The following is a 19,644-nucleotide window of genomic DNA, read 5'->3' as shown; positions in this document are numbered from 1 at the left end:
CAGGGCCGCGGCGCGGGCCGCCGCGGCCCGCGCTACGTCCGCTGCGTCGACGGCGGCCGCGCGCTGCGCCGCGATCCGGGCTCGCTCGCCGCGGGCATGCTCGAGAGGTCATCGAGCGTCTCGAGGAGCTGCTCCAGGTCGAACGGCTTGTTGATGATCCTCGTCGCGTCGGGGTGGTTCGGGTCGATGCAGAAGCCGGGATCGCTCAGCGCTGTCACGAGCACGATCGGCACCACCATCCCCTCGGCCGCGAGCGTCTCCATGAGGTGCGGCCCGTCCATGAACGGCATCACGCAGTCGAGGACGATCGCGTCCGGCGGCGCCTTGGAGCGCAGCCGCTCCAGGGCCTCGAGCGGATCGGTGTAGCCCTCGACGTCGTACCCCTCGGCCAGCAGCACCTCTTCCAGCGTCTCGACGATCGCGTCGTCGTCGTCGACGATGACGATGCGCCGTCGCCGCCCTCGTTCTGCGTCTCCTTGCTCGTCGCTCACGCTCACCTCGGTGGAGAACCCCGGTGTCACTTCTGGGACCGGCCGCTGTCGCCGTCGACCCTCGGACGCCCCGTCTGTGCGAATTGTTTACAGGCTCTCCCGGAGCTCGCGCCAGCGATCCCGGTCTCCGCCGCCCGTTTGGCCCTCCGCTGGCCTGGCGCGCCGGGCGCGCGCGGGCTCAGATCCTCGGTTGAGGCTGCCCACCCGGGGGCAGGAGATCCGGAGAGCTCGGCAACCTCGTGTGGAGCTGGACAGGCTTCTGGCGCAGCCGGAGGCGCATGTTGATGAGCTCGACGCCCAGCGAGAAGGCCATGGCGAAGTAGATGTAGCCCTTGCTGATGTGCTGGCCCATGCCGTCGGCCATGAGCACCACGCCGATGAGGAGCAGGAAGCTCAGCGCGAGGATCTTCATGCTCGGGTGGCGCTGGATGAAGGCGCCGATGCGCCCGGCGAAGACGAGCATCACGCCCATCGCGATGAACATCGCCACCATCATGATGGAGATGTGCTGCGCCATGCCGACCGCGGTGATGACCGAGTCGAGCGAGAACACGATGTCGAGCAGCACGATCTGCGCGATGACGGAGGGGAAAGACGCCTTCACCTTCGGCTGGGCGTCCTTGTGCTCCTCGACCTCGAGCTTGTCGAACATCTCGTGGGTCGACTTGCCAATCAGGAACACACCGCCGGCGAGCAGGATCAGGTCACGCCCGCTGAAGTCGTGTCCCAGCAGGCTGAACAGCGTGGCCTTGAGCCCCATCACCCACGAGATCGCGAGCAGGAGGAGCAGCCGCATGCCGAGGGCGAGCAGCAGCCCGATCCGCCGGGCGACCGGTTGCCTCTCCGGCGGCAGCTTTGCCGTCATGATGGAGAGGAAGACGATGTTGTCGATTCCAAGGACGATCTCCAGCGCGCTGAGGGTCGCGAGCGTGATCCAGCCATCGGCGTGCAGAAAGGCGCTCATGTCGGGCATCGGGGTGGCCGTTTGTAGCATGAGGCGCCGGGGCTGCCTGCAACGTCGTGTCACGACCGCTCCGCTCCCCGCTGGAGCGCCCCGCGAAATCCCAGGGGAATCTCGCTCCCGTGTTCAGGGAATCTCGCAACCATTCAAGGCGCGGGGTGCAACCGTGCGCGGGGAGGCCGAGGCCATCGTCGACGCGGACGCGCGCGGCCAGGCAGCGGGGGAGGGCCGCTTGACGTGGGGTGTTGCGATCCGGTACAGATCATAGGAAAGTAAGTTCAAGTGGATCTGCCTTCTTCCTGGCTTTCGGGTGGGCTCCCGAGGGGTGTTGGAGAGCTCGCCGTTCAATGCCGCGCCCTCGCCCTGCCACACGGGCGAGGCGACGGGGACGCCTGTTCCTCACCTGGAACACGTAGCCTCGCGGCGGAGGGGGTGACCTCGTGACCGTGGCGCCGAAGGTCGGCTTTGGGCAGGATGCGCGCTGGGGGGCCCGCGGCGACGACGAGGCGGTCTCGCTGGAGCGGCCGCTCCTGGAGGACGATCCGCCGTCCGACGTGCCGCTGGCGTGCTGGCTGGAAAAGGACGCGGTCTGGCTGCAGATCGAGGGGCTCGACCACGGCCATGAGGTCGTCCTGCTCGGCGCGATGGGCGCGTGGCTCGAGCCCGACTACCAGACCTCGTTCCCGTTCGGCAGCGTGGCCTCCGTGCGCCTCTACTTCCGCGGCGCCGAGATCGGCCCGCTCCCCGCCCGGCTGGTGCTGCAGTCGATGGGCCTGCGGGGGCCGCTCGTCGGGCTGCTGTTCCAGGAGGTGTCGGCCCGCGCGGACGGCCAGATCCGCGACGCGCTGGGCGCCCTCGTCGACGCCGGGGCGGCGAAGGCCGCGGCCGCGAACCTCTTCCGGCCCTCGGCCTCGGACGCCGGACAGGCGCGCGAGATCATCGACGACCCGGGGCGGGTGCGCGACATCCTGAGCGTCCTCTTGCGGAAGAAGGGCGTCGTCCGCAACGCCGCCGAGGGCGCGCCGTCGATGTGCGTGATGCTCAGCGAGGTGGGGGCCGGGACGGTCCGGTGGTTCGGCATCGATGGCTGGAGCGAGGCCGCCGCTGTCGAGATCGCCGGACACAGCTCCGTCTTCCGGTTCAACATCCGGGCGGAGCAGGTGCGCCCGGGCGAGGTCGTGTCCGCGCTGCCGGCCAGGGTCGAGCGCGTGCGCCAGAGCCTCCAGCAGCGGGGCGTCGAGGTCGAGCTCACCGCGCGCTTCCTGCACCCCCACTGGCTCCACCTGCCGCCTGTCGAGGCCGAGGTTGTCGACGTGTCCTTCTCGAGCCTGCGGCTCGCGCTCGGAGGAGGGCAGCCCCGGCTCGAGCCGCGGCTCAAGATCGCGCTGGAGCTCCCGGACGGCGACGACGGCGTCATCCACCTGAAGGGCGAGGTGCGGTCGGTGTCCCCGGGCGAGGGCGCCTCGGCCGAGCTCTGCGCCGTGCACGTCGTCGCCGCGAAGCGCGAGGACGAGCGGCGCTGGCTGCGGCTCGTGTCCCGCATCCTGCACGCGACCACCTACGGAGGGACGGCCTGGCAGGCGGAGTTCTGGGACCTCTTCGCCTCGTCAGGCTACTTCAACCTCTCCGGCCGGCGCCCGGAGCACTTCGAGTCCATCAGGCCGAGCTTCATGCAGATGGCGCAGCGGGCCGCGGCGGCGCCGCACCTCCTGCACAACGTGACCTGCCTCTCCGAGCACGGCATCGAGGGGAACTTCTCGGTGATGAAGCCTTACCACGGCACGTGGATGTTTCATCAGCTCGCGAAGCGGCCCAAGAGCGCCTCGAACCTGAGCTCCCGGCAGGTGCTCCGCGACATCTTCACGCGCTGCTGCGAGTACGCCCTGTCCGACCCGGAGTGCCGGTGGGTCATCGTCTACGCCGAGGCGCACGTCGCGTGGAACGAGCGGTCGTTCTTCGAGTTCGCCCGCAGGCACGAGGCGACGGGGCTCGCCCTCGCGCAGCCGTTCCGCCTGATGGGCGTCGACGTCCCGCTCCTGCCCCCGCCGGGCTCCCGGGCGGACGACGGACCGTTCGAGATCGGCGAGGCGACCCCGGCGGAGCAGGCGGCGCTGCTCGGGCAGCTCTGCGCCACGTCGCCGCGCATGGTCGCGGAGGCGCTCGATCTCGTGCCGGGCCGGCTCGCGATGGGGCCCTGCATCGAGCGCTGGCGCAGCGCGGGCCTCGAGCGGGAGCGCGCGGTCCTCGTCGCGCGTGAGGGCGGCGAGGCGCTGGCGGCCGCCGTCGTCGAGCTCGGCGAGCTCGGCACGAACCTGTTCCGCCTCCTCGACTCGGTCCGCCTCGTCCCCCTGCGCCCCGGCGGAGACGCCGCGCTCGGCCCGCTGCTCGACGCGGCCGGCGGCTGGTTCCAGCGGCACGACAGGACGTCGTTCATCTACTTCGGCGAGCGCGGCAGGCTGAGCTACTCCGGCCCTGCCAGCCTGAACGACCTCGGGGAAGGGCGCCTCTGGATCCTCGCCAGGGAGCTCGTCCCGGAGTTCGTGGAGCATGTTTACCGGCTCACCGAGCCCAAGCCGCCTCACCGCTGAGCTCGCGCCGCGCGGTGGCGCCCCGGGAGCGCGGCACCTACGCTATATCCTCCGGTCGCTCCGGGTCCTCGGCTCCGCCTCGGCCCCGGCTCTCAGGTCTCGGCTCCGGGTCCCGACTCTCCGGCTCTCGACTCTGGGTCTCGGTCGCAGCTCCCCGGACGAGGAGGCATGTACCAACTCAAGATCGACAGGATCAACGCCCTCATCGAGGTCACGTTCAAGGGCGTGGTGCGCGCGGAGGAGGCGCAGGCGTACGCCGCCGAGTACAGGAAGGCGCTCGGCTCGCTCTGCGGCCGGAGGATCCGCGTCCTCGTGGACTTCCGCGGGTTCTCCATCGCCTCCGAGGAGGCGACGGAGCTGCTCCGCGACATCGGGGCGACGTCGGCCGCGATGGGGGTGATCCGGACCGCCGAGCTGGTCCACAGCGATCTCGCGGCGCTGCAGGCGAGCCGGATCGCCCGCGAGGCGGGGACCTCGGAGCTCGTGCGCATCTTCAAGGACGAGGGCGCCGCGCGCGGCTGGCTCCTCGAAGGCCGCGCCGCGCCGTGAGGGCCCGGGTCAGCGCATGACGAGCACGTCCTCGAGGGGGCGGCGGAGCGAGCGCGTCGACGGCGGGCCCGCGAGCGACAGGCGGAAGAGCAGGATCTCCGCCGTCGCGTCGGTGACGTCGAACAGCCGGAGATACCGCGCCCGGAGCGCCGTCGCGAGCGCGACGGTCTCCGGATCCATCCCCTCGCCGCCGCCCCGGACGAGCCGCGCGAACATGTACGGCAGCGTCGCCATCGGGTAGACAGCGATGCCCCGCTGCGTCGCCGTCAGCCACGCCCGCTCGAGCGCCCTGCCGCCCTGGAAGTAGTCCGCGACCCCGGCGCGCGGCATCGTGATCAGCGCGACGGCCATCGCGCCGGCGATCGCCTTGTGCGCCGTCTTCTCCAGCGCCGTGCCGCCGCCCCAGCGCCGCACGAGCTCGAGCGCGCGCCAGTCCCGGCAGACCCGGAACCCCGCGAGATCGGCGGGCGAGAACTCGAACGCGCGGACGAAGATGCCGTCCCGGCGCGCCTCCGCCTCCGCCTCGGTCCAGCGGATCTCCTTCATCAGGTCGGCGTGCGTGCGCTGCACGAGCAGCCGGGCGCGATCGCCGGCGCCGAGGATCGCGGCGATCTCCTCGAGCTCCGCCGGCGACTCGAGCAGGTGCAGGTCCGCCCCCGGGACGGACCGGACCGCGGCGGCGAGCGCGGCCCGGTGCTCGTCCGCGAGCGCGGCCCGCTGGCTCTGGCGCCGGTTCGTGTGCCGGAGGCCGATCGCGTCCCCGAGGCCGTCCATCGCGTGGCCCTCGGCGTCGCTCCGATCCGCGTCGAGGAAATCGAACGTCGCGACCAGGTCGACGTCGCCCGCGCGCGGGAAGGGCGCGACGCGCACGCCCAGCCCCTCGCCGTGCGCGGCCAGGACGACGTTCTCGGCGGCCGCGCCGAGCGCGACAACGCCGCCCGTCCCCTGGAAGTCGGCGAGCGACTCGGAGCGCGCCCGGTCGTGGAACAGCCCGAGGCGGCGCGCCTCGTAGACCCAGCGCCAGGGCTGGCAGTTGCCGCCCGAGGGCGCCGCGATCCCCGCCGCGACGATCCGCCGGAGCCGCTCCGGATCGAGCGCGACGGCGCCGTCCGCGCTCCCGAGCGGGCGCGCGAGCGACGCCGGGTCGAGCGCGGGGCCGCGCGCCGGAGGCGCCCCCGGAGCCCGCGGCGCGGCCGGCCCGGCGGCGCGCGCCGCCGCCTCCTCCGGCACAGGCCCGCTGATGATCTGCTCCAGGTCGACGTAGTACCGGCCCGACCGCACCGGCTCACCCAGGGCGAGCCGGCGCGCCGTGTCCGCGGCCGCCGCCCCGCCGTGGACGACCGCCGACCCGAGCTGGGGCCACGTGCTCACCGTCTGCTGGATCTCGAGCAGCGACGCGGCGAACCGCGTGGACAGCGTGTCCTGCCCGATGATCTGCATGACATAAGGCACCTTGTCCTCGGTCGACAGCCCCCGGATGCGCGCGGGCGTGAGATCGCCGACGAGCCCGTGGAGGATCGGCCGATCCGGCTCCAGGTCGAAGCGCTCGACGTCGATGAGCCCCCGGTCGCTCGTGTCCATCAGGACGGGGATGCGGTGCGCGCGCGCGCGGAGGCGGAGCTCGAGCTTGATATCGAGGCTGTCGCACTCGTCGACCACGATATCGAGCTTGCCCCCGTCGAGCAGGAAGCCCTCCATGTTGTCCGGAGTGACCCCTTCGGAAAAGCACTTTACTTCGAGGAACGGGTCGAGCTCGGCGATGTCGCGCGCCGTGGCGACCACCTTGGGCACGTCGAGGTTGTGCACGCCGGTCCGGATCCGGTTCATGTTCGAGAGCTCGAGGTGGTCGAAGTCCGCGATGCGCAGCTCGCCGGCGCTCCGCTCGAGCGCGATGGTCAGCGCCACCGACTGGCCGACGGAGAGCCCGACGACGCCGATCTTCCGGCCCGCGAGCGCCGCCTGCTCCTCGGCGCTGATCTTGTACTTGTTGCGGTTGGTGCGCAGCTCGACGAACTCGGCCTCGTCGAGCAGGTGCACGAGGCGGCGCGCCCACGGGTAATGGACCCAGACGCCGTACGCCTGCCGCGGGGCGCCGCGGAGGTGCTCCTCGACGAGCCGCGCGATCTCCTGCGCTCCGAGCGTCCGGCTCGGGTGCCGCGTCTTGACCAGATCGGCGAGCTGGCCGTCGATCGCGTCGAAGACATGGAGGCGCGCGTCGTCGCGGAGCAGGCGCTCGAGCGCCTCCGCGTCGTCCTCGCGCGCCGGCCGGAAGAAGCGCGGCCGCCACCCGGCCGACTCGGCGCCTCGTTGCGAAGAATGCGAGATGAGCTGCTGCCAGCCGGTCTTGGTCATCGTTGCTCCGGTACCTCCCCTGCGCCCGCCCGCCGCGGGCGCCCGCGCCGCCGTGACCCCCTGAACCGCCCCCGGATCAGCGCGTCGTGCGGGGCGCCCGACCCTCGATCTCGAGCCTCATCCTCGCGACCTTGTGGTGCACGAGGGCGGCCTCGGGCCCGCTGACCTCGAGATAGCGCAGCGCCCCCGCGATGTCGTTGCCCCGGAACGATCTGACCCGCGGGTTGAACCAGCTCAGCGCTATCGAGATCTGCCGCACCAGCAGCGCATCGGTGCAGATGGCCACCGTGAGCGTGTGCTTGCTCACGAAATCGTTGATGGACGAGCGCTGCTTCGCGTTCGGGCCGCCGCCGGCGGTCACCACCAGCGTCCTGGAGCAGGTGGGGGGGAGCGCGAGCACCGTCTGCATGTACGCCTCCCAGTCCTCGTCGCTGGGCGGCTCCCTGCCGTGGATGGCGATGAGCACGTGCTCCGTCGTGTCGAACAGCATGGTGGGAAGGGTCATCGTCTCACCGAGCGCTCGCAGAGCTTACGTCCTCGCGCCGCCGAGCCGCCAGTTCGCGCAGGCTTCTCCCGGGACGGCCATGCGTCCAGCGACCGGGCAGGGGTTCGCGAGGTCCACGGTCTGCACCTAGGACGGTTCGATCGACGCAGCAACGATCTGGAGCGACTTTCGACGCGGCGCCGGCGCGGAGGAAGGCGCAGGCCGCGGGGGAACGCGCGCGCTCCGCGACGTCGCTCGACGCGCTCGACGCGCTCGACAACGGCCGCGGCGCGCTCGCGTCGCGCCCGCCGCGTCGGGTCAGCCCCACGCCCGCGGGCTGCAGCGGATGACGCCGCCTGAGCGGGACGGCGTTCACGGGCGCGCGTCGTGCCTGTCGCACCCAGGATAACCCCGAGTTGTTTCCAAAGGATTTCATGACGTGCTGCTGGGCAGTTGCACCGGAGGCTGCCAGCCACTCTGTGGTCTATACTACGGAATGTGCGTGAGGGATCTCCCTCGCTCGACGCCTCGCTCGACGACTGCGCATGCGCTGTTGCACCGAGGCTTGACGGAGGGCCCCGACCGCATGTAGCGCTCGATCGGTGGGTTGTATTGCCCAGCAGACAGGGCCGGCGCCCTGCCTGCTGCGGTTGCCAATGTGACCACCTCGCCGGGGGAGGGTAGTTTCGCGATGCGCGTGCTGGAAAACTTCATCGGCGGCGCCTGGTCTCGCTCTTCGGGGAAGACGCACCTCGAGGTGAAGAACCCGGCGACCGCGCAGTCTCTTGCGGAGGTACCGCTCTCGACCGCCGGGGACGTCGACGCGGCGGTGAAGGCGGCGCGGGCGGCGTTCCCCGGCTGGAGCGCGACGCCGCCGGTGCAGCGGGCGCGCTACCTCTTCAAGCTGCGCGAGATCTTCGACGCCCACCGCGACGAGATCGCCGCCATCTGCACCTCGGAGCACGGCAAGACGCTGACCGAGGCGAGGAACGATTTCGGGCGCGGCATCGAGAACGTCGAGCACGCGGCGGGCATCCCGACCCTGATGATGGGGCAGGGGCTCGAGGACGTGGCGTCGGGGATCGACTGCCACACGATCCGCCAGCCGCTCGGCGTCTTCGCGGCGATCACGCCGTTCAACTTCCCTCCGATGGTGCCGCTCTGGTTCCTGCCGTACGCGATCGCGACGGGGAACACCTTCATCCTCAAGCCGTCGGAGCAGGTGCCGCTCTCGCAGCAGCGCATCTTCGAGCTGATCGAGCAGGCCGGGCTGCCGCCCGGGGTCGTGAACCTGGTGCACGGCGGCCGCGACGTCGTGAACGCTTTCTGCGAGCACAGGGACATCGCGGGCGTGTCGTTCGTCGGCTCGTCGGCGGTCGCGCGCCACGTCTACAAGAGCGCCGCGGAGTCCGGCAAGCGGGTCCAGGCGCTCGGCGGCGCGAAGAACTTCCTCGTTGTGATGCCGGACGCCGACAGGCTGAAGACTGTCGTCAACGTGGCCGAGTCGATCTTCGGCTGCTCCGGCCAGCGCTGCCTCGCCGGCGGCGTCGTCGTGTGCGTCGGCGACGTGTACGAGGCCGTGCGCGAGGCGCTCGTGCGCTACGCGCAGGCGATCGTGCTGGGCGACGGGGCGCAGCAGGGCGTGAGCATGGGCCCTTTGATCTCGGCGGCGCACCGCGACCGGGTGGTCTCGTACATCAGCAAGGGCGTGTCCGAGGGGGCGACGCTGCTCCTCGACGGCCGGGACGCGAAGGTCGAGGGGTATCCGAACGGCAACTGGGTGGGGCCCACGGTCTTCGACGACGTGCGGCCGGGGATGGTGATCGCGACCGAGGAGATCTTCGGCCCCGTCGCCTGCCTGATGCGCGCGAACGACCTCGACGAGGCGATCGCGATCGCGAACCGGAGCGAGTACGGTAACGCGGCGTCGATCTACACGTCGAGCGGCCGCGCCGCGCGCGAGTTCCAGCACCGCGTCGCCGCCGGGATGGTCGGCGTGAACGTCGGCGTCGCGGCGCCGATGGCCTTCTTCCCCTTCGGCGGCCAGAAAGGCAGCTTCTTCGGCGACATCAAGGCGCACGGCCCGACGGCCATCGACTTCTACACGGAGCGCAAGATCGTCATCACGAGGTGGTTCTGATGGCACGAAACGTACTTGGCGGCCTGATCCAGTGCTCGACCCCGATCCTCGACGGGGGCGCCTCCGTCACGGCCATCCGTGACGCGATGTTCGACAAGCACCTCCCGCTCATCGACGACGCGGGCAAGAAGGGCGTGCAGATCCTCTGCCTGCAGGAGGTCTTCAACACGCCCTACTTCTGTCCCTCGCAGGACGCGACATGGTGCGACGTGGCCGAGCCCGTGCCCGGCCCGACCGTCGAGCGGCTCGCCGCCTACGCCAGGAAGTACAAGATGGTGATGATCATCCCCATCTACGAGCGGGAGATGGCCGGCGTCTATTACAACACGGCGGCCGTCGTCGACGCCGACGGGACGTACCTCGGCAAGTACAGGAAGACGCATATCCCGCACACGAACGGCTTCTGGGAGAAGTTCTTCTTCAAGCCGGGGAACCTCGGCTATCCCACGTTCCAGACGCGGTATGCGCGGATCGGCGTGTACATCTGTTACGATCGCCACTTCCCGGAGGGGGCGCGGCTGCTCGGCCTGAACGGCGCCGAGATCGTGTGGAACCCGTCGGCGACGGTGGCAGGGCTCTCCCAGTACCTCTGGAAGCTCGAGCAGCCCGCGCACGCCGTGGCCAACGGCTACTTCATCGCCGCCTCGAACCGCGTCGGCACCGAGGCGCCGTGGAACATCGGCAAGTTCTACGGCACGAGCTACTTCTGCGACCCGAGGGGCAGCTTCCTCGCGACAGGGAGCGAGGACAAGGACGAGATCGTCGTCGCCGAGATGAACCTCGACATGATCGAGGAGGTCCGGAGGACGTGGCAGTTCTACCGCGACCGCCGGCCCGAGAGCTACGGTGAGCTCACGAAGCAGCTCCCCTGACGGCCCTCGGCCGCGGCGGGAGGGCGGCGGTCGCTCGACGAAGGGCCCTGCGAGGCCCACCGCGGAGGCACCAGCAGCGCCGGGGCGCTGGTCGCTGTCGGCATCTCCCCCGGCGTTTCCCTCGCCATGGCGGCGCCGCCCCCCGCAGGGGACGCGCCGCCCGGGCGCGCACCCGCGGAGAGGCAACATGGGCATCCTGATCAAGAACGGCGAGATCATCACGGCGAGCGACCGGTTCATCGGGGACGTCTACTGCGAGGACGGGAAGATCGTCGCCGTCGGCCCGGGGCTCGCGAAGGAGCGGGCGGGAGACACGGTGATCGACGCCTCGGGCCAGCTCGTCTTCCCTGGAGGCGTCGACGCGCACGTGCACATGGAGCTGCCGTTCATGGGGACGGAGAGCTCGGACGATTTCGAGACCGGCACCGCGGCGGGCGTCGCCGGGGGCACGACCTCGATCATCGATTTCGTGATCCCGAGCCGCGGGCAGCCGCTGCTCGACGGGCTCGCGATGTGGAACGAGAAGGCGAAGAAGGCGGTCGCCGACTACGCCTTCCACATGGCCGTCACCTGGTTCGGCGACGACACCCTCTCCGAGATGGCCGTGTGCACGCGCGAGCACGGCATCCCGTCGTTCAAGACCTTCATGGCCTACCGCGGGGCCATCGGCGTCGACGATCCGGAGCTCATCCAGGTGATGGCGGCCGCCAAGGACCTCGGCGCGCTCGTGACCGTCCACGCCGAGCACGGGGACGCGGTTGTCGCGCTCCAGAAGAAGCTCTTGAAGGAGGGCAAGACGCACCCGCGCTACCACGCCCAGAGCCGGCCCTCGCCGATCGAGGGGGAGGCGACGGGGCGCGCGATCATGCTCGCGCGGGTGCTCGGCGAGCCGATCTACATCGTCCACCTCACCTGCAAGGAGGCCCTCGCCGCGGTCGCCGAGGCGCGGGGCCGGGGGCAGGTGGTCATGGCCGAGACGTGCCCGCAGTACCTCCTGCTCGACGACTCGGTCTACGAAAAGCCCGACTTCGAGGGGGCGGCCTACGTGATGAGCCCGCCGATCCGGCCGAAGGGCCACCAGGACGCGCTGTGGGCCGCGCTGTCGTCGGGGCTCATCCAGACTGTGGCGACCGACCACTGCCCCTTCAACCAGGTCGGCCAGAAGGACATGGGCAAGGACGATTTCACGAGGATCCCGAACGGCGCCGCCGGCATCGAGAACCGCCTCGCCCTGCTCTGGACCTACGGGGTGCTCGAGGGGCGCATCGACGTCCACCGCTTCGTCGACCTCTTCTCCACGCAGCCGGCCAAGATCTTCGGGCTGTACCCGCGCAAGGGCTCGATCGTGCCGGGCGGCGACGCGGATCTCGTTGTCTTCGACCCGAAGGGGACGAGCACCATCTCCGCGAAGACGCACCACCACCGGTGCGACAGGAGCATCTTCGAGGGCTTCGAGGTGAAGGGGAGGCCGACGAGCGTCATCGTGAACGGCCGCGTCCAGTGCTCGGACGGCAAGCTCGACGTGGAGCGCGGCGCGGGCCGCTACCTGCCGCGCCGGCTCGGGCCGAGCCAGGGCTCCCCGGCCGTCTAGCCGCCAGCGTCCGTTGATGACCGCATGACCGCATGACCGCGCGAGCAAGAGCATGACCCAAGCCCCAGTACGCCTGTCTCCCCTCCCGTCCGGCCGGATCGAGGAGCGATTCGAGGACAAGAACCCGCTGTACACCGAGGCCGAGGCGTTCGCCGAGGCGAACCGGTGCCTCTACTGCGTCGACGCGCCCTGCATCAAGGCGTGCCCGACGGCCATCGACATCCCGACCTTCATCCGGAAGATCGCGACCGGCCAGGTGAAGGGCGCCGCGCGCACCATCCTCACGGCCAACCTGCTCGGCCAGTCGTGCGGGCAGGCCTGCCCCGTGGAGGTGCTCTGCGCGGGCGACTGCGTCTACAACGCGTGGGGGCGCGAGCCGATCGCGATCGGCCGGCTCCAGCGCTACGCGGTCGAGGCGGCCCTCGCGAAGGGGCCGGCGCTCTTCCGGGCGAAGCCGCCCACGGGCCGGAGCGCCGCGCTCGTGGGCGCGGGGCCGGCGTCGATCGCGGCGGCGGGCTACCTCGCCCTCGAGGGGCACCGCGCTGTGATCTACGAGCGCAAGGCGATCCCCGGCGGGCTGAACACGCTCGGGATCGCGCCGTACAAGATGAAGGGGGACGAGGCGCTCCGCGAGCTCGAGTGGGTGCTGTCGCTCGGGGACATCGAGCTCCGCACCGGCGTGTCGGTCGTCGAGGAGGCGACCGCGCCGGGCGAGATCGCGGCGCGCGACCTGCTCGCCGAGCACGACGCTGTCTTCCTGGGGCTCGGCCTGGGCGACGACGCGCGCCTCGGCATCCCCGGGGAGGACGGCGAGGGCGTGGTGGGCGCGACAGCGTTCATCGAGCGGCTCAAGGCCGATCCGCGCCTCGGGCTCACCGGCGTGCGGCGCGCGGCCGTCGTCGGCGGCGGCAACACGGCGCTCGACGTGGCCCACGAGCTCGCGCTGCTCGGGGTCGACGTGGCGATCGTGTACCGCCGGTCCGAGGCCGAGATGTCGGGCTACGCGCACGAGCTCGAGGGCGCGCGGATCGCGGGCGCGCGGCTCATCGAGAACCGGGTGCCTATCGAGGTGGTGCGCGAGGGCGGGCGGCCCGTGGCGCTGCGGGTCGCGCCCGCGGACGCGGGGGCGCGGCGGGCGGCGCCGCAGGGCGCCGCGCAGGCCGCGGAGGAGCTCGTGCCGGCGGACCTCATCGCTGTCGCGATCGGGCAGAGCCGGGCGACGCGGGTGGCGCTCGCGTTCGAGGGCGTGGCGCTCGACGCGAGGGGGCGCGTGGTGGTCGACCCGGCGACGCACCGCACGGGCAACCCGCGGGTCTACAGCGGCGGCGACTGCGTGAACGGCGGCAAGGAGGTCGTCAACGCGGTCGCCGAGGCGAAGATCGCCGCGCGCGCGATGCACGAGGCGATGATGCAGCGGGCGGGCGGCGCGGCGCCCGGGCCCGCACCCCAGGGGAGCTGAGCGATGGCCGACCTCTCTATCGACTTCGCCGGGATCAAGAGCCCGAACCCGTTCTGGCTCGCGTCGGCGCCGCCGACCAACACCGGAGATCAGGTGCGGCGCGCCTTCGACGCCGGCTGGGGCGGCGCCGTCTGGAAAACGCTCGGAAACCCGATCGTCAACGTGTCGAGCCGGTTCGGTGGCATCGATTACGGCACGATGCGGCTCATGGGGCTCAACAACGTCGAGCTCATCACCGACCGCCCGCTCGAGGTGAACCTGCGGGAGATGCGCGAGGTCAAGCGGCGCTACCCCGGCCACGCGCTGATCGCGTCGCTCATGGTCGAGACGAAGGACGAGTGGCGCGAGATCATCCGCAAGGCCGAGGACACGGGCGCCGACGGGCTCGAGCTGAACTTCGGCTGCCCGCACGGGATGTGCGAGCGCGGCATGGGCTCGGCGGTCGGCAACGAGCCGGCCGTCCTCCAGGAGATCGCGCGCTGGGCTGTCGAGTTCGCGACGACGCCCGTCATCGTGAAGCTGACGCCGAACGTCGGCGACATCCTCGAGCCGGGCGAGGCGGCGCTCCGCTCCGGGGCGCACGGCATCTCGCTGATCAACACGATCAAGTCGCTGATGGGGGTCGATCTGGAGCGGATGGTCCCGCTCCCGCGGGTCGGCGGCGCGTCGACCAACGGCGGGTATTGCGGGCCCGCGGTCAAGCCGATCGCGCTCCACATGCTGAGCCAGCTCGCGCGCCACCCCGAGATCGGCCGGCTGCCCATCTCGGGCATCGGCGGCATCTCGAGCGCCCGCGACGCAGCGGAGTTCATCGCGCTCGGCGCGACGAGCGTGCAGGTGTGCACCGCGGTGATGCACCACGGCTACCGCATCGTCGAGGAGATGATCGAGGGGCTCAGCGACTGGCTGGACGAGCACGGGATGCGCTCGGTGAGCGAGCTCCGCGGCAGGGCCGTGCCGCAGGTGCAGGAGTGGGGGGATCTCGACCTCTCGTACCGCGTCGTGGCGGACATCAGCCCGGAGAAGTGCATCGGTTGCCAGCTCTGTTACGTCGCCTGCATGGACGGGGCGCACCAGTGCATCCACCTGCCCGGCAGGACGGAGGCGGAGGCGCGCGCGGCGGGCCACACCCACCTCCCGAAGGTCATCCCGGATCGCGCGGTGACGGCGAACCCGAGCGGGATCGCGGCGCCGTCGCGCGTCCCGTTCGTGGACGAGGAGGAGTGCATCGGCTGCAACCTGTGCGCGCTCGTGTGCCCGGTGGCCGGGTGCATCACCATGAGGGAGGTGCCTTCAGGCAAGCCGCCTGAGACGTGGAACGACCGTGTCCAGAAGGGGACGGACTTCGTGCCTGGCGGGCTGGAAGCGACAGCCCGCGCGCGGAGCTCGTGATCCCGGGCTCCTGACCCGCCGGCCTGGAGCCCCGACGAACGCCCGCGCGCTCGCGCCGGCGGAGCTGGCAGGGAGGAGCATCGATGTCCTTGATCAACGACGATCTCGCGCCCACGCCCGAGGCGGCGCGCACCTGGAAGCTGGGGCATTTCACGGCGCTCTGGATCGGCATGGCCGTCTGCATCCCCACGTACACGATGGCCTCCGGGCTCATCGATCAGGGGATGAGCTGGCGGCAGGCGCTCGCGTGCGTGGCGCTCGGCAACGTCATCGTGCTCCTCCCGATGATCCTGAACGCTCACGCGGGCACCCGGTACGGCATCCCGTTCCCTGTGTTCGCGCGCGCGTCGTTCGGGGTGACGGGCGCGAACGTGCCCGCGGTGCTGCGCGCGCTGGTCGCCTGCGGGTGGTTCGGCATCCAGACGTGGCTCGGCGGACAGGCGCTCTGGCAGCTCCTCGTCGCGCTGCTGCCCTCGGCCGAGGCGCCGCTCACGTCGGCGGCGTTCAAGGGGGCCATCGGCATCCACCCCGGCGAGCTGCTCGGGTTCGCCGTGTTCTGGCTGATCAACCTCCATTTCATCCTGAAAGGCACCGAGTCGATCAAGTTCCTCGAGACATGGGCGGCGCCGTTCCTCCTCGTGATGGGCCTCGTGCTGCTCGGCTGGGCGTACGCGCGCGCGGGCGGGTTCGGCCCGATGCTGTCGCAGCCGTCGAGGATCCCGGAGGGGCAGTTCCTCGGCGTGTTCGCGCCGGGCCTCACCGCGATGGTCGGGTTCTGGGCCACGCTGTCGCTGAACATCCCGGACTTCACGCGGTACGCGCGCAGCCAGCGCGATCAGGCCATCGGGCAGGCGCTCGGGCTGCCGGCGACCATGGTGCTGTTCTCGTTCATCGGCGTCGCGGTCACGTCGGCGACGCCGATCATCTTCGGGGGGAGCTCATCTGGGATCCGGTGAAGCTGCTCGCCCGGGTCGGCGGCGCCTTCATCATGGTCCTCGCGATGTCTACACGTATGCGTGGTTCGTGGGGTTCTTCGTCTCGGGTGGGCTCTACCTGCTGTTCTCGCCGGCCGTCCGGGCGGCGCCCGCGGCCGCGCCCGCGCGCGCTGCCGCGGGCGATTTCGTGACACGGGCGGAGGGGTGGCCGGAACAACCAACACAAGGGCGACGTGCCCTCGCTGGAGGTCCCATGGTTCCGGAACATGAAGCGACGAACGACCGGCTGAATCGCGGTCTCACCACGAACGCCACGGCGAAGAAAGGGCAGGCCGAGCATGTCTGAGCACGAGGAGCGGGCCGAGCTGCTCGAGGACCACCGCGCGGAGCTCGCGCGGCTGCTGCGCGGCCCCCGGAGGCGGAGCGGCGCCTCGTCGCTCTCGGGGTATCTCCTCTCCTTGCGAGAGCCGACGGGCTACCTCGTCGCTGTCGGCCTGCAGCAGCGCGACCCGGGGCTCCAGCCCGAGCGCACGCTCCGCTCGGCCCTGGCCGCCGGCGAGCGCGCGCCGATCCTTGTCGGCGTGATGGGGCGCTCGGCGCTGGCCGAGATCATCGCCCCGCTGGCGCCCTTCACGCGGGCGGTCGCCGCGGAGCTCAGGAAGCCGGTCCCCGCCGGCGCGCTGCGCGTCCTCGTCGCGGCGGCCGCCGGGGCGGAGCTCTTCACCGTGAAGGTCTCCGACCTGCCCTCCGGCTGAGCGAGCGGCCGCGCAGGCGCCGGGGCGCCCCCGCCGCGCGCTCGCCCGACGGGCGCGCGGCCGGTCAGGCGCTCCGCCGCCGCGCGCTCACCCGCCGGGCGCTCCCTCGTTCGCGTAGACGCGCCGCTCGCTCGAGTCGAGCCCCAGGTACACGACGCGGCGGTCCAGGCTCGCTCCCCCGCGCTCGGCGTTCTCCGGCGCCGGCCGCCGGTCGGCGGCCTCGTCGCTCTGGCGCAGCACCTCGTACTCGGCGACCGAAGCGCGGCGGCACCCGTCGAGCGGGGCATCGATCTCGAGCTGGGCCACGAGCGCCCCGGCCTCCGGCCGGACCCTGCCCGCGAAGAACTCCGCGCAGCAGCCCGATCCGTAGCTGAACAGCCCGACGCGCTTGCCCTCGAGGGCGCGGGCCTCGGCGTTGAGCAGCGACGCGAGCGCGAGGTAGAGCGAGCCCGTGTAGATGTTGCCGATGCGCGCCGGCAGATCGAGCGAGGGCTCCACCTCGACGGCGAAGCTCTCGTCGGCGGCCTGCTCGGTCAGGCCGTCCAGCGTCCGCCGGTGCCGGTGGGCCTTGCGGGCCATCTTGCCGTAGGGGACGTGGTAGCAGGTGCGCGCGAGCGGCTCGCCGTCGCCGTCGAGGCGGCGCCACTCGTCGTAGGCCCCGGCGAGCGCGTCGAGGTAGCACTGCACCGAGAAGTGGCCGTCGACGAGCGCCTCCTTGTGGTGGAGCGGCCGCCAGAAATCGTAGACGTCGCGCGCGTAGGTGCCGGTCCGGCCGACCTCGATCTCGAGGAGGCGCGGGCGCTCGCGCACGAGCAGCGCCACGGCGCCGGCGCCCTGGGTCGGCTCGCCCGCGGAGCCGAGGGCGTAGCGCGCCACGTCCGAGCACACGACGAGGGCGGCGCGGCCGCGGGCCGAGCCCGACGCGATCCAGTCCACGGCGTTGAGCAGGCCCGCCGTGCCCCCGAAGCAGGCGTGCTTGGCCTCGAACACCCGGCACGCGCTGGGCAGCCCGAGCAGCCCGTGGAGGAAGGAGGCCGCCGGCTTCGCGTGATCGACGGCGGTCTCGGTGCCCACGACGCAGAGCCCGATGTCCGCCGGGCTCGCGCCCGAGCGCTGGAACAGGCGGCGGGCGGCGTTGGCCCCGAGGGTGATCGGATCCTCATCGGGCGCCGCGATCGCCATCCGGCGGGTGCCGAGGCCGGTCAGGTACTTGGACGGCGCGACGCCCCGGGCCTCGGCGAGCTCGCTGAGCTCGACGAAGCGGCGGGGGACGCTGAGGGCGATCGCATCGATGCCGATGGGGGGAAAGTCAGGACGTACGCTCATGCCTGCATCCTAGGGGAGCATTGTGCAGAGACCATCGAGCCCATGCGGAAGCTCGGAGGAGCCCGCCGGCCCGCCGGCGCGCGGGGCGGTGGCCGCCGAGCCCGGCGCTGCCGGGCGCGGCGCGCGCCGGCTCACGCACACCGGCGCGTTGCGCACCGGCTCACGCGCCGCGCACAACCACCCTCACAGGATACATGTCATGGAACAGCCACCGGGAAAAATCGCGTCCAGGTCAAATACGTCACCACATCTCGTTGCAGTCGTGCAATCTAGCTATTGCGCGTTCGTGCGCCCTAGCGCTCGAGGTTCATGTGAAGCTCTCCCGGTCTACCATGGTGGTTCCGCTTCTTGGGTTGGGTGTTCTTGTGATGACCGGCGCCGCGGGGTGCTCCTGCAGCTCCGGGGCGGAAGGCGGCGAAGGTGCGACGGCGGGAGAGAGCGTCGGTGGGGCCGGCGGGGCTGGCGGCGGCGAGGGCGGCGCGGGCGCGGCCGGCGGCGAGGGCGGCGCGGGCGGCGAGGACGGGATCGGCGTCGGCAGCGGCAACAACACGGGGGGCGCTCCTCCGGTGACGCCGGACACCGCGTGTGTCGCCACGGTCGCCGAGGCGACGCTCACGAAGCGGCCGGTCGACATCATCTTCGTGATCGACAACTCGCCCAGCATGGCGAACGAGATCATCAGCGTTCAGAACAACATCAACGAGAGCTTCGCCTCGATCATCGGCGCGAGCGGCATCGATTACCGCGTCATCATGATCTCCGCGCACGGCACCGCGCAGGCCGACGACTCGATCTGCGTCGGCGCCCCGCTCAGCGCGGCGAGCTGCACGCCGGTCCCGGAGCAGCCGGGGAACAACCCGCCCATCTTCTATCATTACAGCCACGAGATCAGGAGCAACGACGCGCTCTGCGTCCTGCTCGGCAGCTACAACGCCGTCCAGCCCGACGAGTTCGGCATCGCGCCGAACGGGTGGTCGGAGTGGGTGCGCGAGGACTCGCTCAAGGTGATCACCGTGATCACGGACGATCATGTGGGCTGCCAGTCGACCCACCTGCCGCGCAACATCTATATCGACGACACCCGGCAGCCCTGGGAGGATGTCGCCACGGACTTCGAGGAGCTGCTGTTCGGCATGGAGCCGGCGGTCTTCGGCGACGCGGCCGCGCCCAATTACGTGTTCCACAGCATCGTCGGTCTGCTCGAGAATACGCCGGCCACGGACGCCTATGCGGCCGACGCCGACGTGGTCGAGTCGACGTGCGGCACGGCCGTCGCGCCCGGCACGGGCTACCAGGCGCTCAGCAAGCGGACCGGCGGCCTCAGGTTCCCGCTCTGCCAGACGAGCTCCTATGACGTGGTATTCCAGGCGATCGCCGAGGGCGTCATCACCGGCGCGGTGGTGCAGTGCGACTTCGCGGTGCCGGAGTCGCCGCCGGGGGAGGTCATCGATCTCTCGACCGTTGTCGTGCAGTACACGCCCGGCGACGGGGGCGAGGTGCAATCGTTCGATCAGGTGCGGAACGCCCAGGCGTGCACCACCGGCTCCTTCTACATCGAGGGCGACATGATCAAGCTCTGTCCCGACGCGTGCCAGGCGGTCCAGTCCGACCCCACGGCGGCGATCGACGTCCTCTACGGCTGCGACCCCGAAGCGGCGAATTGATCTCCCGGCCGAACAACCCGCGCTGAGCCGGGTCTCGACTCCGCCATTCCGCCCCAAGCATCGTCCCTGGTTCTGCACCCACGGT

Annotated in this window: 16 protein-coding genes; 11 read left to right on the top strand and 5 right to left on the bottom strand. The window is 71.3% G+C overall.

The window, feature by feature from the left end; translation table 11 throughout:
• Positions 1-32: 32 nt before the first annotated feature.
• Positions 33-491, bottom strand: a complete 459-nt coding sequence (locus tag WMF42_RS32420) for a response regulator (RefSeq protein WP_233562698.1) — start codon at positions 489-491, stop codon at positions 33-35.
• Positions 492-669: 178 nt separating this feature from the next.
• Entirely contained in the window at positions 670-1,455 is a 786-nt protein-coding gene (locus tag WMF42_RS32415) for a TerC family protein (protein WP_061613258.1), read from the bottom strand.
• Positions 1,456-1,892: 437 nt separating this feature from the next.
• Here WMF42_RS32415 and WMF42_RS32410 point away from each other — a divergent pair, with 437 nt between their 5' ends.
• Both WMF42_RS32410 and WMF42_RS32405 read left to right on the top strand, forming a co-directional pair.
• On the top strand, positions 1,893-4,040 hold the full coding sequence (locus WMF42_RS32410) for a hypothetical protein (RefSeq protein WP_437686693.1): 2,148 nt from the start codon (positions 1,893-1,895) through the stop codon (positions 4,038-4,040).
• Positions 4,041-4,208: 168 nt separating this feature from the next.
• A complete protein-coding gene (locus tag WMF42_RS32405; RefSeq protein WP_061613254.1) occupies positions 4,209-4,589 on the top strand; it encodes an STAS/SEC14 domain-containing protein in 381 nt (126 codons plus the stop codon).
• Between the two features lie 9 nt (positions 4,590-4,598).
• Here WMF42_RS32405 and WMF42_RS32400 read toward each other — a convergent pair whose 3' ends face one another.
• Positions 4,599-6,941, bottom strand: a complete 2,343-nt coding sequence (locus tag WMF42_RS32400; protein WP_437686691.1) for an Rv1355c family protein — start codon at positions 6,939-6,941, stop codon at positions 4,599-4,601.
• 76 nt (positions 6,942-7,017) lie between these two features.
• A complete protein-coding gene (locus WMF42_RS32395) occupies positions 7,018-7,446 on the bottom strand; it encodes a hypothetical protein (protein WP_233562353.1) in 429 nt (142 codons plus the stop codon).
• Between the two features lie 670 nt (positions 7,447-8,116).
• On the opposite strand from WMF42_RS32395, the gene WMF42_RS32390 reads away from it, so the two are divergent.
• The 8 genes from WMF42_RS32390 (at position 8,117) to WMF42_RS32355 (ending at position 16,569) form a co-directional block, all read left to right on the top strand.
• Positions 8,117-9,565: a CoA-acylating methylmalonate-semialdehyde dehydrogenase gene (locus WMF42_RS32390; protein ID WP_437686689.1), complete on the top strand. Its 1,449-nt coding sequence runs from the start codon at positions 8,117-8,119 to the stop codon at positions 9,563-9,565.
• A complete protein-coding gene (locus tag WMF42_RS32385; protein WP_061611513.1) occupies positions 9,565-10,437 on the top strand; it encodes a nitrilase-related carbon-nitrogen hydrolase in 873 nt (290 codons plus the stop codon). The genes WMF42_RS32390 and WMF42_RS32385 overlap by 1 nt, the downstream gene beginning before the upstream one ends.
• A gap of 187 nt (positions 10,438-10,624) precedes the next feature.
• A complete protein-coding gene (hydA, locus tag WMF42_RS32380; RefSeq protein WP_437686687.1) occupies positions 10,625-12,028 on the top strand; it encodes a dihydropyrimidinase in 1,404 nt (467 codons plus the stop codon).
• 52 nt (positions 12,029-12,080) lie between these two features.
• Positions 12,081-13,487, top strand: a complete 1,407-nt coding sequence (locus tag WMF42_RS32375; protein ID WP_437686685.1) for an FAD-dependent oxidoreductase — start codon at positions 12,081-12,083, stop codon at positions 13,485-13,487.
• Between the two features lie 3 nt (positions 13,488-13,490).
• Positions 13,491-14,879 (top strand): NAD-dependent dihydropyrimidine dehydrogenase subunit PreA, encoded by a 1,389-nt coding sequence (gene preA, locus WMF42_RS32370; RefSeq protein ID WP_061611510.1) that lies wholly within the window; start codon positions 13,491-13,493, stop codon positions 14,877-14,879.
• Between the two features lie 83 nt (positions 14,880-14,962).
• Complete coding sequence (locus tag WMF42_RS32365; RefSeq protein WP_437686683.1) at positions 14,963-15,835, top strand: cytosine permease; 873 nt, start codon at positions 14,963-14,965, stop codon at positions 15,833-15,835.
• Positions 15,836-15,902: 67 nt separating this feature from the next.
• Positions 15,903-16,160: a hypothetical protein gene (locus WMF42_RS32360; RefSeq protein ID WP_437686681.1), complete on the top strand. Its 258-nt coding sequence runs from the start codon at positions 15,903-15,905 to the stop codon at positions 16,158-16,160.
• Entirely contained in the window at positions 16,153-16,569 is a 417-nt protein-coding gene (locus tag WMF42_RS32355) for a hypothetical protein (protein ID WP_061611509.1), read from the top strand. The genes WMF42_RS32360 and WMF42_RS32355 overlap by 8 nt, the downstream gene beginning before the upstream one ends.
• Positions 16,570-16,656: 87 nt before the next feature.
• Here the strand turns inward: WMF42_RS32355 and WMF42_RS32350 are convergent, their stop codons facing one another.
• The gene (locus tag WMF42_RS32350) at positions 16,657-17,895 is read right to left on the bottom strand and encodes a hydroxymethylglutaryl-CoA synthase family protein (RefSeq protein WP_061611508.1); all 1,239 of its coding nucleotides are present in this window, start codon (positions 17,893-17,895) and stop codon (positions 16,657-16,659) included.
• A 368-nt stretch (positions 17,896-18,263) separates the two neighbouring features.
• Between WMF42_RS32350 and WMF42_RS32345 the strand changes: the two genes are divergently transcribed.
• Positions 18,264-19,559, top strand: a complete 1,296-nt coding sequence (locus tag WMF42_RS32345; protein WP_437686679.1) for a hypothetical protein — start codon at positions 18,264-18,266, stop codon at positions 19,557-19,559.
• Positions 19,560-19,644: the final 85 nt, after the last annotated feature.

It is taken from the genome of Sorangium sp. So ce176 (assembly GCF_051519835.1).
GTDB lineage: Bacteria > Myxococcota_A > Polyangia > Polyangiales > Polyangiaceae > Sorangium > Sorangium cellulosum_G.
Note: the sequence above shows the minus strand (reverse complement) of the source record. Positions and strands in the feature narration are given on the sequence as shown.